Source organism: Butyrivibrio sp. VCD2006 (assembly GCF_000423925.1).
Classification (GTDB): Bacteria; Bacillota; Clostridia; order Lachnospirales; family Lachnospiraceae; genus Butyrivibrio.
The window spans coordinates 223725-238872 of the sequence record NZ_AUIX01000003.1 but is presented as its reverse complement, the minus strand read 5'-3'; the positions used below and the strand labels follow the sequence as shown (position 1 = coordinate 238872).

Annotated in this window: 15 protein-coding genes; all 15 read left to right on the top strand. The window is 41.2% G+C overall.

The features are described 5' to 3' along the window. Positions 1 to 18: 18 nt before the first annotated feature. The 15 genes from G586_RS0103845 to trmD all read left to right on the top strand — a co-directional run bounded on the left by G586_RS0103845 (position 19) and on the right by trmD (position 15133). Positions 19 to 1212 carry an acetate/propionate family kinase gene (locus tag G586_RS0103845; RefSeq protein ID WP_026526657.1) on the top strand — a complete coding sequence of 398 codons (1194 nt, stop codon included), beginning with the start codon at positions 19 to 21 and terminating at the stop codon, positions 1210 to 1212. A 186-nt stretch (positions 1213 to 1398) separates the two neighbouring features. Beyond that, positions 1399 to 1581: a 50S ribosomal protein L32 gene (rpmF, locus tag G586_RS0103840; protein ID WP_022760225.1), complete on the top strand. Its 183-nt coding sequence runs from the start codon at positions 1399 to 1401 to the stop codon at positions 1579 to 1581. A 127-nt stretch (positions 1582 to 1708) separates the two neighbouring features. Next, positions 1709 to 2719, top strand: a complete 1011-nt coding sequence (plsX, locus tag G586_RS0103835; RefSeq protein WP_026526656.1) for a phosphate acyltransferase PlsX — start codon at positions 1709 to 1711, stop codon at positions 2717 to 2719. Between the two features lie 108 nt (positions 2720 to 2827). Further along, positions 2828 to 3064, top strand: a complete 237-nt coding sequence (gene acpP / locus G586_RS0103830; RefSeq protein ID WP_022760223.1) for an acyl carrier protein — start codon at positions 2828 to 2830, stop codon at positions 3062 to 3064. A gap of 91 nt (positions 3065 to 3155) precedes the next feature. After that, positions 3156 to 3848, top strand: a complete 693-nt coding sequence (gene rnc / locus G586_RS0103825) for a ribonuclease III (protein WP_026526655.1) — start codon at positions 3156 to 3158, stop codon at positions 3846 to 3848. Position 3849: 1 nt separating this feature from the next. Beyond that, a complete protein-coding gene (gene smc / locus G586_RS0103820; protein ID WP_026526654.1) occupies positions 3850 to 7407 on the top strand; it encodes a chromosome segregation protein SMC in 3558 nt (1185 codons plus the stop codon). Next, complete coding sequence (gene ftsY, locus G586_RS0103815) at positions 7407 to 8321, top strand: signal recognition particle-docking protein FtsY (protein ID WP_026526653.1); 915 nt, start codon at positions 7407 to 7409, stop codon at positions 8319 to 8321. The genes smc and ftsY overlap by 1 nt, the downstream gene beginning before the upstream one ends. A gap of 29 nt (positions 8322 to 8350) precedes the next feature. Then, entirely contained in the window at positions 8351 to 9580 is a 1230-nt protein-coding gene (gene ilvA / locus G586_RS0103810) for a threonine ammonia-lyase (protein WP_026526652.1), read from the top strand. A 3-nt stretch (positions 9581 to 9583) separates the two neighbouring features. After that, complete coding sequence (locus tag G586_RS0103805) at positions 9584 to 10459, top strand: YitT family protein (RefSeq protein WP_026526651.1); 876 nt, start codon at positions 9584 to 9586, stop codon at positions 10457 to 10459. A gap of 6 nt (positions 10460 to 10465) precedes the next feature. Continuing rightward, the gene (locus G586_RS24605) at positions 10466 to 11554 is read left to right on the top strand and encodes a GH25 family lysozyme (protein ID WP_051204492.1); all 1089 of its coding nucleotides are present in this window, start codon (positions 10466 to 10468) and stop codon (positions 11552 to 11554) included. Positions 11555 to 11664: 110 nt separating this feature from the next. Further along, complete coding sequence (gene ylxM / locus G586_RS0103795; RefSeq protein ID WP_026526650.1) at positions 11665 to 12009, top strand: YlxM family DNA-binding protein; 345 nt, start codon at positions 11665 to 11667, stop codon at positions 12007 to 12009. A 3-nt stretch (positions 12010 to 12012) separates the two neighbouring features. Continuing rightward, entirely contained in the window at positions 12013 to 13389 is a 1377-nt protein-coding gene (ffh, locus tag G586_RS0103790; RefSeq protein WP_026526649.1) for a signal recognition particle protein, read from the top strand. 109 nt (positions 13390 to 13498) lie between these two features. Further along, positions 13499 to 13741, top strand: a complete 243-nt coding sequence (gene rpsP, locus G586_RS0103785) for a 30S ribosomal protein S16 (protein WP_026526648.1) — start codon at positions 13499 to 13501, stop codon at positions 13739 to 13741. A 98-nt stretch (positions 13742 to 13839) separates the two neighbouring features. Continuing rightward, positions 13840 to 14070, top strand: coding sequence for a KH domain-containing protein (locus G586_RS0103780; protein WP_026526647.1), 231 nt, complete (start codon positions 13840 to 13842; stop codon positions 14068 to 14070). Positions 14071 to 14359: 289 nt separating this feature from the next. Next, on the top strand, positions 14360 to 15133 hold the full coding sequence (trmD, locus tag G586_RS0103775; protein ID WP_026526646.1) for a tRNA (guanosine(37)-N1)-methyltransferase TrmD: 774 nt from the start codon (positions 14360 to 14362) through the stop codon (positions 15131 to 15133). Positions 15134 to 15148: the final 15 nt, after the last annotated feature.

The window sequence follows — 15148 nt, the reverse complement described above, 5'->3', positions numbered from 1 at the left end:
TATCATGGAGGTTACATAATGAAAATACTGGTTATCAATTGCGGAAGTTCATCACTTAAATTCCAGCTTATTGATTCAGAGACAGAGAATGTATTAGGAAAGGGTATTTGTGAGAGAATCGGCATCGACGGCAGAATAGTTTTTACTCCCGGTGATGGCGATAAGATTACAAATGATACAGCAATTCCGGATCACAACCGTGCTATTGAGCTTGTTATTGAGGCTCTTACCAACAAGGATACAGGTGTTATTGCATCTCTTGATGAGATTGGTGCAGTAGGTCACAGAATTGTTCACGGCGGTGAGAAATTCACAAAGTCCGTTGTTATCGATGAAGAAGTAATCAAGGCTATTGAAGAGGTATCTGATCTTGCACCTCTCCACAATCCTGCAAATCTTATCGGTATAGAAGCATGTAAGAAGGCAATGCCCGGTGTGCCTATGGTTGCAGTCTTTGATACTGCTTTCCATCAGACAATGCCCGAGGAAGCTTACCTTTATGGCATACCTTATTCACTTTATGAGAAGTATAAGATCCGCAGATATGGTTTCCACGGAACAAGCCATTCTTATGTTAGCAAGAGAGCTGCTGAGATGCTTGGCAAAGATTATAACAACCTTAAGACAATCGTTTGTCATCTTGGTAACGGTGCATCAGTATCCGCAGTTAAGGATGGTAGATGCGTAGATACTTCAATGGGACTTACACCTCTTGAAGGACTTATCATGGGTACCAGAAGTGGTGACATTGATCCTTCCGTTGTTGAATTTATAATGAAGAAAGAGGGATTGGATGTCGCTGAGGCAGAGAATGTCCTTAATAAGAAGTCAGGTGTTTACGGACTTTCAGGAGATGTATCATCAGACTTCAGAGACCTTGAGGATGGCTATTTTAAGGGCGATAAGGGCTGCATTCGTGCTATTAATACATTCTGCTATCGCGTAGCAAAGTATATTGGATCATATGCCGCAGCTATGGATGGAGTTGACTGCATCTGCTTTACTGCCGGTGTTGGAGAGAATGGTCCTCTTGTAAGAAATATCATTTGTGACAGACTTGGTTTCCTTGGCGTTAAGATTGATAAGGATGCCAATGAGGTTCACGGAAAAGAGAAAGAAGTATCAACTTCCGATTCAAAAGTTAAGGTTCTTGTAGTTCCTACTAACGAAGAGCTTGCAATTGCAAGAGACACAAATGAGCTTTGCAAATAAATTCCCAATTGTATGCCTTCTCCCTCTTGAAGAAGGCGTCAGCGAAGCTGACGGCTGAGGGCTTATAATTAATAAAATTTTCATTGACAACATCACATTTAGTGCTTATAATGGCAAGAGTGTGTTGACAAATGCAAATGACCATTTATGGTTCATGATATGAACGCTGTAAGGAGGTGTTACCGAATGTCTATCTGCCCGAAGAATAAGTCTTCCAAGGGTCACAGAGACCAGAGAAGAGCAAACTGGAAAATGACTGCTCCCACACTGGTTAAGTGCAGCCACTGTGGCGCGCTTATGCAGCCTCACAAGGTTTGCAAGAAATGTGGCTACTACAACAAGAAGAGCGTTGTGGTTAACGAGGATTGATATTAAATTATTTAGAGTATTAAAACCCGAGGTTTATTATAACCTCGGGTTTTTGCGTTGCTTTTTTTATATTTATTTAGTAGAATTTTTATGAATTATTTAAGATTTACATTTATGCGGAGGAATTATGGCTGAGCTTGTTAAGGTAGCGGTTGACGCCATGGGTGGCGACAATGCACCTGTGGAGATTGTAAAGGGTGCTGTTGAGGCATTGGGAGAATCTGACAGACTTAAGATTTTTCTTGTTGGTAAAGAACAGATTGTTAAGGATGAGCTTTCAAAATACACTTATGATACTGAGCGTATTGAGATAGTGAATGCTGAGGAGGTTATTGAAATGGCAGAACCTCCGGTTATGGCTATAAGAACCAAGAAGGATTCTTCTATTGTGAAAGCAATGTTTCTTGTAAAGCACGGTGAATGCGATGCCTATGTTTCTGCCGGCAGTACGGGAGCTACTCTTGTTGGAGGTCAGGTCATTATTGGTAGAATAAAAGGGGTTGAGAGATCTCCCCTTGCTCCGCTTATCCCTACTGAGAATGGAGTTTCACTCCTTATAGACTGTGGAGCTAATGTAGATGCAAGACCGTCTCATCTGGTTCAGTTTGCTAAGATGGGTTCTGTGTACATGGAGAATGTATGCGGAATAAAAAGACCAAGAGTCGGAATTGTTAATATCGGAGCTGAGGAGGAAAAGGGTAACGCTCTTGTTAAGGAGACATTTCCTCTTCTCAAGAATTGTCCTGATATTAATTTCATCGGTTCAGTTGAGGCAAGGGATATACCGCTTGGAGTTGCAGATGTAATCGTATGCGAAGCTTTCACCGGTAATGTTATTCTTAAAATGTATGAAGGCGTTGCTACGACACTTCTGAAGGTGGTTAAGAAGGGACTTATGAGTAACCTTCGCGCCAAGATCGGTGGACTACTGATAAAGCCTACGCTTAAGAATGTACTTAAGGACTATGACATGGACCGCTATGGCGGAGCCCCGATGCTTGGACTTACAGGACTTGTTGTTAAAACACATGGAAGTGCCAACGCTGTAGAGGTTAAAAACAGTATTTTGCAGTGCGTAACCTTTAAAGAGCAGAATATTGCTGAAAAGATTAAAGAGTCAATTTTAGCGGATGCTTGACGGGTTATAAAACACTTGTAAATGTACTAAGAATTGTATTATAGTTTTAGAACACAGATATGAATTGCAATTTAATCATTGCAAAATATATAAAAGGATGGAAAAGTTATGGAATTCGAAAAGCTTAAGGAAGTTATTGCCGGAGTACTCAATGTTGATGTAAATGAGATCACTATGGATTCAACCTTTACTGATGATCTTGGTGCAGATTCACTTGATGTTTTCCAGATTATTATGGGTATCGAGGATGAGTTTGACGTGAAAATCGATGCAGAGCTTGCTGAGAAAATTACAACAGTAGGTGAGGCAGTTGAGCTTCTGAAAAAAGCCAGAAATGAAGGCTGATAAACAATAACAACGATAATCAGGTGATATGGAGCAGAGCCAGCCGTGTTTGCTTTGCATCATATCACTTTGTTTTTAGGAGAGAATCTTTATGATAGGCGAGAATGAACTTAACGAGTTACAGGAAAGTATCGGATATCATTTTAAGGATAAGAATCTTCTTTTGCAGGCGCTCACACATAGCTCATATGCAAATGAACAGAAGATTAATAAAAGAGGGGACTACGAGAGACTTGAGTTTTTGGGAGACGCTGTCCTTGAACTTGTATCAAGTCATTACCTGTTTAATAAGTACCCTGATAAAAAAGAGGGCGAGATGACCAAGATGAGAGCATCTATGGTCTGCGAGCCTGCGCTTGCATATTGTGCCGGTTCAATTCACCTTGAAAAGTACCTGATTCTTGGTAAAGGAGAAGAGGCTACCGGTGGACGCTACAGAGAATCCATAATAGCTGATGTTATGGAAGCAATAATCGGTGCTATTTACCTTGATAGCGGAATCACGGCTGCTAAGGCTCATATTGAGAAGTTTATTTTGGATAATCCCGAAGAAAAGCAGATTTTCTATGATAGTAAGTCTGTGCTTCAAGAGATTGTACAGAGGGACAATGTGGGAGAGCTGCGATATGAAATTTGTGGCGAAAAAGGTCCCGAACATGATAAAATATTCGAGTCTGCGGTTTTCGTAGGTGATAAAAAATTGGGAGAGGGGTCAGGACGAACCAAAAAAGCAGCTGAGCAGAAGGCTGCTTATCAGGCAATCCTGGAACTGAAAAAAGAGTAACATGTATTTAAAAAGCATAGAAATTCACGGCTTTAAGTCATTTGCAAATAAGATAAAACTGGAATTTCACAATGGAATATCCGGAATTGTTGGACCTAACGGTTCCGGTAAGAGTAACGTCGCTGATGCTGTAAGATGGGTTCTTGGAGAACAGAGAATCAAGCAGCTCAGAGGCGGTACCATGCAGGATGTAATCTTTGCAGGAACGGAGCTTAGGAAACCCTTAGGCTACGCTTATGTCGCTATAACGCTTGATAATTCGGATCACGCGCTTCCTATAGAATATGATGAAGTAACTGTCTCCAGAAGGCTTTACCGCTCCGGAGAGAGTGAATATATGATCAACGGTAACTCATGCAGACTTAAGGATGTCAATGAGCTCTTCTTTGATACAGGTATAGGTAAAGAGGGATACTCTATCATAGGACAGGGTCAGATTGACCAGATTCTTTCAAGTAAGCCTGAGGACAGAAGAAATCTTTTTGATGAAGCAGCAGGTATTGTTAAGTTCAAGTCAAGAAAGGATACAGCTGTTAAGAAGCTTGAGCAGGAGAAACAAAATCTTACTCGTGTAAATGATATTCTTTCCGAGCTTGAAAAGCAGGTTGAACCACTTGAAAAGCAATCTGAGGTTGCTAAGGTATACCTGAAACATAAAGAAGAACTGAAGACCCTTGATGTTAATATGTTCCTTTTGGAAAATGCATCACAGAAGAAGAACTTAGAGGAATCTGAGAAAAACTTAGAGATTGCATCCAAGAACCTGGAAGAGGCTAAGGAAAAGTACGAGGATACAAAAACTCAGTATGAGCAGATTCAGGAAGAACTGGAAGTTTTGGACCATGATATTGAGGAAGCCAGAGCAAAGATTACCGATACGTCGGTAAAGCGAGAGAAGCTCGAAGGCCAGATCGGTATCATGAATGAGCAGATCAGATCCGCAACCAGTGATGCTGAGCATTTTGAAAAAAGAAAAGTCGACGAAGAGTCTAAGATTTTAGAGAAGGAAAAGGAAAGAGATAAAGTCCTTTTAGCTAAAGGTGAAATAGACAAAGAGCTTGAAGCACTTTCAGCGGATAGACAGGAAGCAAGAAAAAAGCTTGATGGAATCGTTTCACAGATAGGTGAGATAAATAACGAGATTGAGAATTGTAAGAGTAGAATTATAGAAACACTCTCTGACAGATCTACAATTAAGTCCAAGCTTAGTTCTCTTGATACCAGACAGGAGCAGATCAATATCCGCAAGGCTGAGCTTACTGGTAAGCTTGTTAAAGCGCGTTCCGATGAGTCACAGCAGGAAGAAATCATCAAAAAGCTCCAGGCAGAGTTTGACCAGATTACAGATGAGATCCGCAAAATGAATATGAAGCAGAAGGACTCTGAGAATGAGCTGGCCGGAATCAGAGATAAGCTTTCTGCCAAGGATGCTAAGCTTCGCGATACACAAAATCTATATACACAGGAGAAATCCAAACTTGAAACACTGAGTAACCTTACCGAGCGCTACGAGGGCTATGGTGGCAGTGTTAAAAAGGTAATGGAAAAAAAGGATAGTAATCCCGGAATCATAGGTGTTGTTGCGGATATTATAAAGACGCAGCCTAAATACGAGACTGCTATTGAGATTGCACTTGGCGGAAATATTCAAAACATAGTTACTGATGATGAGGAAACGGCTAAGGAGATGATAGCTTACCTCAAGAAGACCAAGGCAGGAAGAGCAACCTTCCTTCCACTCACCAGCATACGTGAACCTCAGGAATTTAAAGCACAGGAAGCGCTCGAGGAAAAGGGCGTTCTCGGAATGGCAGACGAACTTGTCGATACAGAGGATCGTTACAGAAGCGTTGCCAAGGCAATGCTTGGCCGAATTGTTGTAGTTGATACGGTTGATAATGCAGTTCAGATTGCCAGAAAATACAAGTACACTATCAGAATGGTTACTCTTGAGGGAGAACTTCTTGTTCCCGGTGGAGCCATTAGTGGTGGTACCTTTAGGAATAGTTCCAACCTTCTTGGAAGACGAAGGGAGATGGAGGAACTTGAGAAAAACATTAAGAAGTGCAAGGATGATATTGCACTTTTCCAAAAAGAAATAGAAGACACTAAAAAGCGAAGAAATGAGCTGCGTGTCATCGTTGAGGAGCTGAGAACAGCTCTGCAGACAAAATTTATAGAACAGAATACAGCAAGAATCAACGTTGAGAATGAGAAGGAAAGACAGAACCAGCAAAAGGGTAATTACTCTGATCTGAAGGCTGAGAGTGAATCAATCGAGAAACTGATGATTGAGATTGGTACTGAAAGAACTGAGTATACAAAAGCACTGGAGCTTTCCGAGAAGACAGAGGCCGATGAATCGGCTAAGGTTACAGAATTCCAGGCTAAGCTTGAAGGACTTCATACTGAAGAAGAGAAGGAAGCAGAGAATGTTTCAGTCTGGGATATTGAATATGAGAAGATTTTGCAGAAGGAGACATTTGAACAGCAGAATCTTGATCGTATAAACGGTGAGATTGACGCTGAGAAGGCTGCACTTGATGAGATACTTGCTTCCATCAAGGAAAACAACGAAATACTTGAGCAGCGTAAAAAAGATATCGAAGAGATCAAGCTTACAATTGAGAGTTCCAAAGATATTCAGTCTGATGTAAATAAAGAGATGGAGGAGAAACGTGCAAGAAAAGAAGAACTTACCGCTTCTCAGAAGAATTTCTTTAAACTGACTGAAGAACTTAATCAGACCATGAATGGACTTGATAAGGAAGTTACCAGACTTGGTGCAAGATGTGAGAGAGCTAAGGAAGCAATCGAGACTCAGATAAATTATATGTGGGATGAGTATGAGATAACTCTTACGGATGCTTCTTCGATGAGAGATGAAAATCTTAATGATATGTCTGCTATGAAAAGGCTGATAAGCACATTAAAGGATGCTATCAGAAAGTTGGGCGATGTCAATGTTAATGCCATAGAGGACTACAGAGTTCTCATGGAGAGATACACCTTCATGAAGACTCAGCATGACGATCTTGTTGCTGCTGAAACCCAGCTTAGAGAGATTATTGCCGAACTTGACGAATCCATGAGAAAACAGTTCATGGAGGAGTTCACGAAAATCCAGTCTGAGTTTGACAAAGTATTTAAGGAAATGTTCGGCGGTGGTAAGGGTACCCTGGAACTTGTTGAGGATGAAGATATTCTTGAGGCAGGTATTAGAATAAATGCTCAGCCTCCGGGAAAGAAACTGGTAAATATGATGCAGCTGTCCGGTGGAGAGAAGGCCCTTGCAGCAATAGCACTTTTATTTGCTATTCAGAATCTGAAGCCTTCACCGTTCTGCCTGCTTGACGAGATTGAGGCTGCCCTTGATGAGAATAACGTAGTGAGATTTGCTCATTATCTGCATAAGCTGAAATCTACTCAGTTTATTGTAATTACTCATAGGCGTGGTACAATGGAAAGTGCTGACAGACTCTATGGTATTACCATGCAGGAGAAGGGCGTATCTACGCTTGTCAGTGTTAATTTGATTGATAAGGAGTTAACGGATTAATGGGAAATGGGTTTTTTGCCAGGTTACAAAATGGACTGACAAAAACTAAAGAAGGTGTTGTTAAGGGCATTAATAATGTTCTGAGCAATTTTTCAACCGTAGATGAGGATTTCTATGAGGAGCTCGAGGAGACTCTCATCATGGGTGATATCGGAGTAAATGCTACCAGCAGGATAATGGACAAGCTTCGTGAACAGGTAAGGGATAATCATATTACTGATACCTGGGCGTGCAAGACACTTCTTGTTTCCAATATCAGGGAGCAGATGAAAACAGATGATGATACCTATGAGTTCGAAAATAGCAAAACGGTTATCTTTGTGATAGGAGTTAACGGTGTAGGAAAGACAACATCTGTAGGAAAGCTTGCAGCTCATTACAGGCAGAAGGGCAAGAAGGTTCTTGTCGCTGCTGCGGATACTTACAGAGCAGGGGCTACAGAGCAGCTTCGGGAGTGGACTGAGAGAGCACAGGTTCCGCTTATTGCCGGAAAAGAAGGTGCTGATCCTGCAAGTGTTATCTATGATGCTGTTTCTGCTTTCAGATCAAGAGATTGTGATATTCTTATGATTGATACTGCCGGAAGACTCCATAATAAAAAGAATCTTATGGAGGAGCTTGCCAAGATGAACAGAATTCTTGACAAGGAGCTTCCGGGAATTCACAGGGAAAACTTTATCGTTCTTGACGGAACAACAGGACAGAATGCAATTTCTCAGGCAAGAGAGTTCGGAGAAGTGGCAGACCTGACCGGAATTGTTCTTACAAAGCTTGATGGAACAGCCAAGGGAGGAATTGCAGTAGCAATCGTTTCAGAGCTCAATATTCCTGTGAAATATATAGGTGTCGGTGAAGGCCTTGAGGATCTTGAGAGGTTTAATTCCGACCAATTTGTAGATGCATTGTTTTCATAAATAACAGTTTATTTGCGGAGGAGACATAAATGTCTGAGGAGAAGAAGAGTCTTACGCTTCCTGCTTTTGAGGAAGCATATGAGGATGTGAAAAAAGTAACCCTTGAAACCAAGCTTATTTACAGCGATTACTGGAGTGCTGCTACAGGCTGTAAGGTTTATTTAAAGCCTGAGAACCTTCAGAGAACCGGTGCTTATAAGGTTAGAGGTGCGTATTATAAGATTTCCACTATGTCTGAGGAAGAAAGAGATAAGGGACTTATCACTGCATCAGCGGGAAATCATGCTCAGGGTGTTGCCTATGCGGCAAAGAGCTATGGTGTTAAAGCTACAATCGTTATGCCTACTTCTACTCCGCTTATTAAAGTTAACAGAACCAAGGCACTTGGTGCGGAAGTAATACTTCATGGGGATGTTTATGACGAGGCATGTGAGCATGCGCTAAAGCTTGCTGATGAGCATGGCTATACTTTTGTTCATCCCTTTGATGATCTGGATGTAGCTACAGGTCAGGGAACAATAGCAATGGAAATAATCAAAGAGCTTCCTACAGTAGATATGATACTTGTTCCCATCGGTGGAGGCGGACTTGCTACTGGCGTAGGCACTTTAGCAAAGCTCCTTAATCCTAAGATAAAGGTAATTGGTGTTGAGCCTGCAGGAGCTAACTGTATGCAGGAGAGCCTTAAGAATGGCAAGGTAACAACACTGCCCACTGTAAACACAATTGCAGACGGCACAGCTGTTAAGACTCCTGGTGAAAAGATATTCCCTTATATTCAGCAGAACATTGATGACATTATTGCAGTTCCGGATGAGGATCTTGTAGTTTCTTTCCTTGATATGGTTGAGAATCACAAGATGGTTGTTGAGAACTCCGGACTTTTGTCAGTAGCCGCTTTAAAGCAGCTCGATGTTAAGAATAAAAGAATTGTCTGCGTTCTTTCAGGCGGTAATATGGATATTATTACCATGAGCTCAGTGGTTCAGCAGGGACTCATTATGAGAAACCGTATCTTTACCGTTTCTGTCCTTCTTCCTGACAAGCCCGGACAGCTTGCTGCAGTAGCAGATGTAATTGCAAAGACAGGCGGAAATGTAATTAAGCTTGAGCACAACCAGTTTGTGTCAATAAACAGAAGTGCAGCTGTTGAACTTAGAATTACGTTGGAGGCATTTGGTAGCGAGCATAAGGATCAGATTCTTAAGACACTTGAAGAGCATAATTATAAGCCCAGGATTGTTCGCACAATTATTTAAATTATGACCTATGTAGAAAAGATTACCAAAAAGGGAACAGATTATTTTCTTATAACGGTTGGAGCATTTTTATATGCTATAGGAACCAGTATGTTCAATGATCCCAATAATATAGCGCCCGGTGGTATTACGGGTGCTGCTATTGTTGTGAATAGGATTATTCCAATCGGAACAGGTGTCTGGTTCATGATAATGAATATTCCGATTCTTTTTCTGGCGATTTACAAATTCGGTATAAGGTTTACGATTTCGACAGTATATGCGACAGTAATCAACTCCATTTTTACGGATATTCTTGCCAGGTATGCGACTGGCTTTATAGTTAAGGATGTAATTCTTGGCGTTATTTTCGGAAGTGTGTTTGTGGCTTTCGGAATTGGTATCACTTTTAAATGTCATGCTACGACAGGTGGCACTGATGTTATAATAAAGGTACTCAGATTGAAATATCCACATATCAAGACAGGTGTCTTATTTATGATGTTGGATGTTTTCGTTGTAAGTTTTGCGGGAGTGGTTCTTAAGGACATCAAAGTAGTTCTTTATTCATTCCTTGCGGTTATGATAACCTCTTATGTTATCGACTTCGTTCTGTATGGTAGAGATGAGGCAAAGCTGATATATATAATCTCTAATAACACTGACAAGATCACTGCAAGACTTTTGGATGAGCTTGATGTTGGCGTTACGCATGTTTTCGGCAAGGGTGCTTACAGCGGCGAAGATAAAAAAGTTATACTCTGTGCAATTAAAAAGAGAATGTCTCCTGCGGCAGAAGATATTGTCCGCGAGGAGGATCCGGATGCATTTATGATCGTTACAAGTGCTTCCGAGATTTTTGGCGAAGGCTATAAGAGCTATTTTGATGAGCGGATATAATAATCTATGAAGAATACTAATAATCCCAAAAAAAACAGCAAAATGGTTAAGAATACCAAAAATCTGATATCGGTAATCTTTCTTAGCCTGGTGAGTCTTCTTGCGCTATCTACATGCATAGGGCTTTTGCTTAATAATGCAGCTACCAGAAGGCAGGCAGATGCGTCGCAAAGTGAATTGGATGCTCTTGAGAGTGAGGGGTATTATACCACTGCTCAGGCCAATCAGCTTATTGAAAAGGCTGATGCCAAGGCGCGTAAGGAAGAGGGAGAAAGGCTTCGGGAGAGCTTTAGGGAAAAGATTACTGAAGGTGACAGATTAGGCGCCATAAGGTCTCTTTATCCTGATGAGATCGTCACTGAGTATGCCGGACAATATTTTTTTACTCCCATCGATGAGAATATACCGGAAAGTTTGGTCTCTGGCGAAGATCTGGAGCTTTCGGATGAAGGGCGAATTAAATATATCGGTGAAAATGGTGACATTAAGATCACCAGAGGAATCGATATATCAAGAACCCAGGGTGATATAGATTTTTATAAGGTGAAATCCGAAGGTATCGATTTTGTTATGATACGTGTAGGCTTAAGAGGTTCTGTTGAAGGCAGAATTCTTGAGGATGACTACTTTAAAACGAATGTTACCGATGCTTTAAAGGCCGATCTGAAGGTTGGAGTTTATTTCTATTCACAGGCCATAAATACTGAAGAAGCTGTTGAAGAAGCTGAGTATGTGATAAAACAGATAGCTAATTATGATATTACTTATCCTGTTGCTATTGATCTTGAACAGACAACTTCAACAGATGCCAGAACATCGAAGCTTACCAAAAAGGATTATTCTGCGATATCTGCAGCGTTTTGCGACAGAATAAGTGAAGAAGGATATACACCAATAATCATGGGAGCAATCCGAACCTTCATAGATTTTTTGGAACCCGAATCACTTGGCAAATACCCGATTTGGGTAGCTTACTATGATTTTCCGCAGTATTATCCATACGAATACCGTATGTGGCAGTACTCCAGAAATGGCAGAGTAGATGGGGTTAATACGGATGTGAATCTTAATGTTTATATATCTTCTAAAGAGTAATATAAAAGTAAAGTAAAATTACTTGACACTTTGACACTTATGCGATATTATATGCTTCGTGCGTATAGTATCGCTTTTTTCATATTGTTTATTATCTGATTGGAGATGCGATGGAAAAAATAGTTGAGCAGGGGCTCTTATATGACTTTTACGGTGAGCTTCTGACTGATCATCAGAGAAAAGTATATGAGGATGCGGTCTATAATGATCTTTCACTTGTTGAGATAGCTGAGGAATATGATATCAGCAAGCAGGGAGTTCATGATTTATTAAAAAGATGCACGAATTCTCTTGAGGGATATGAGAAAAGACTTCATATGATCGAGAGAACTGAGAGAATCAGACATCAGCTTGAGAAATTAGCCGGTGCTGCATCTGATAAGAAGCTTAAGGATGAAGAGCTTAGAGTTACTATCCTGAGAGCTGTAGAATCAATTACTGAGGAGCTGTCATAACTTATGGCATTTGAAAACCTATCCGATAAACTGCAGAACGTGTTTAAGAATCTGCGAGGCAAAGGTCGCCTTTCGGAGGAAGATGTCAAGATTGCCATGAAGGAAGTTAAGATGGCACTTCTTGAGGCGGACGTTAACTTCCGCGTAGTTAAGTACTTTGTTAACAAGGTCCAGGAGAGAGCAATCGGTGAAGACGTTTTAAATGGTCTGAATCCCGGACAGATGGTTGTCAAGATTGTTAATGAAGAGCTTACAGACCTGATGGGATCTGAAATAACTGAGATTCAGTTCCAGCCCGGTAAGAGCATCACAGTAATTATGATGTGTGGTCTTCAGGGTACAGGTAAGACTACTACGGCAGCCAAGATTGCCGGTAAGGTTAAACTTAAAGGTAAGAAGCCTCTTTTGGTCGCATGTGATATTTACAGACCCGCTGCTATAGATCAGCTCCGTATAAATGCTGAGAAGCAGGAAGTTGATTTCTTCTCAATGGGCACAGATGTTAATCCTGTTGAGATTGCTAAGGCGGCCATTGAGCATGCACAGAAAAATAATGAAAATGTGGTAATTCTCGATACTGCAGGTCGACTGCAGATCGATGAAGATATGATGCAGGAGCTGATCAATATCAAGAACGCTGTTGAAGTCCACCAGTCACTTCTTGTTGTGGATGCTATGACAGGTCAGGCTGCGGTAGACGTGGCAGTCCAGTTTAACGACAGAATCGGTATTGATGGAATTGTTCTCTCTAAGATGGACGGTGACACCAGAGGTGGTGCAGCACTTTCTGCAAGACAGGTAACAGGTAAGCCTATTCTCTATGTAGGTATGGGTGAGAAGCTTTCTGATCTTGAGCAGTTTTACCCTGACCGTATGGCTAGCAGAATTCTTGGAATGGGTGATGTCCTCAGTCTTATTGATAAGGCTGTTGAAGCAAACCGCGAGCGCGATGAAGAAAAAGATCGCGAGATGGCTTCCAAGATGAAGAAAGGTAAGATCGATTTCGAGATGTACCTTGAGTCCATGAAGCAGATGAGAAAGATGGGCGGACTTGGAGCTGTAATGGGAATGCTTCCCGGAATGGGCAAGATCGGAGATGATCAGTTACCTGATGAGAAGCAGCTCGCAAGAATGGAAGCAATCGTGCTTTCCATGACACCTGCTGAGCGTAAGAATCCCAAACTTATGAACCCTCAGAGAAAATACAGAATTGCTAAGGGTTCGGGTAATGACATCGCAGATGTAAACCGCTTCATTAAACAATTTGACCAGATGCAGAAGATGATGAAGCAGATGCCTGGTCTTATGGGCAGAAAGGGCATGAGAGGCCTTGGCGGTTTGGGAGGTCTTGGAAAAGGCGGCTTTGGAAAATTCTTTTGATATGTAGATCCGGGTATACTTCGGATTTCATATATAGATACATGATGATTGCGGAGAAATTCGTTTATCATAGTTAACAATTTTTATTTTTAAATGGAGGATTTTAAAAATGGCAGTAAAAATTAGACTTAAGAGAATTGGTAAAAAGAAGGTTCCTTTTTATCGTATCGTTGTTTCTGATTCTAAGTTCCCTGTAAACGGAAAGTTCATCGAAGAGATCGGAACATATGATCCCAACACAGATCCCAGCACATGCAAGGTTAACGAGGAGCTTGCTAAGAAGTGGCTTGCAAACGGAGCTCAGCCTACAAACGTAGTTAATAAGATCTTCAAGCAGGCAGGCATTAAGTAATCATTTGGCAGGATATTTCCAGGCTTAGTGAGCTACTTAGTTCTGGGGAGGGCTCTGGCCCGAGAGCAGAACTTCATAATTAAACTAGGGGAAAATTCATGAAAGAATTGGTTGAAGTTATTGCAAAGGCTCTGGTTGAAAACCCGGATGAGGTCGTTGTTAATGAAAAAAAGGACGGCCACACCATAGTTTTAGAGCTGCACGTTGCACCTTCTGATATGGGTAAGGTAATCGGAAGACAGGGAAGAATTGCAAAAGCAATCCGCTCTGTTGTCAAGGCTGCATCAACCAGAGAAAACCTTAAGGTTGACGTTGAAATCGTCGATTGAAATTCTATACCCGGGGCTGTGCTTCAGCTCCGGGTATTGTTTTAAAAAGAGTGAGCTTTAGCTAAGAGTAATAAAAGGATATGAGCTTCGGTTCATGGTATTATTATAAAAGGGCTGTGTTTCGGCTTACTGTATTATAAAAGGGCTGTGTTTCGGCTTACTGTATTATAAAAGGGCTGTGTTTCAGCTTATGGTATTATAAAAGAGCTGTGTTTCAGTGACAGCTGTAAAAAAATAAAGCCTTCGCCCTTTGGGAGAAGGTGTCAGCGAAGCTGACGGATGAGGGCAAATGAATTTTTATATAATGACATTATTTCCCGAAATGGTCATGGACGTTCTAAACACCAGCATACTTAAACGTGCCATGGATAAGGGAATTATAACTGCAAAGGCAATTAACATCAGAGATTATGCAAGTAATAAGCATAATAAAGTTGATGATTATACATATGGTGGCGGTGCAGGTATGCTTATGCAGGCACAGCCTATTTATGATTGTTACAATGCGATTCTTAAGGAAATCAGAGAAAATGATCCTGAGGCTAACCCCAGGGTTATCTATGTAACTCCTCAAGGGTCGGTTTTTAGTCAGGAAAAGGCAAGGGAACTATCGTCGGATAATGATATAATCTTCTTATGTGGTCACTATGAAGGCATAGACGAGCGCGTCCTGGAGGAGATAGTTACTGACTATATTTCCATTGGGGACTATGTCCTTACAGGAGGTGAGCTTCCTGCTATGGTCATGATAGATGCAGTGGCCAGACTTGTTCCCGGAGTTCTTAATAATGATGAATCCGCTGAGACTGAATCCTTTGATGACGGTCTTCTGGAATATCCTCAGTATTCAAGGCCTGAGATATGGAATGATAAAAAGGTACCGTCAGTACTTCTTTCCGGCAATCACCAGAATGTTGAAGTCTGGAGATTCCAGAAATCTCTTGAGAGAACCAAGGAGAGAAGGCCGGAGCTCTATGAAAAGTATGTGGAAGAGCATCCTGATCAGTTTACAGCAAAGGTAATAAAGAAGAGAAACAAGATACTTGATAAAATAGATGAATGATGAGGTATGGCCTTC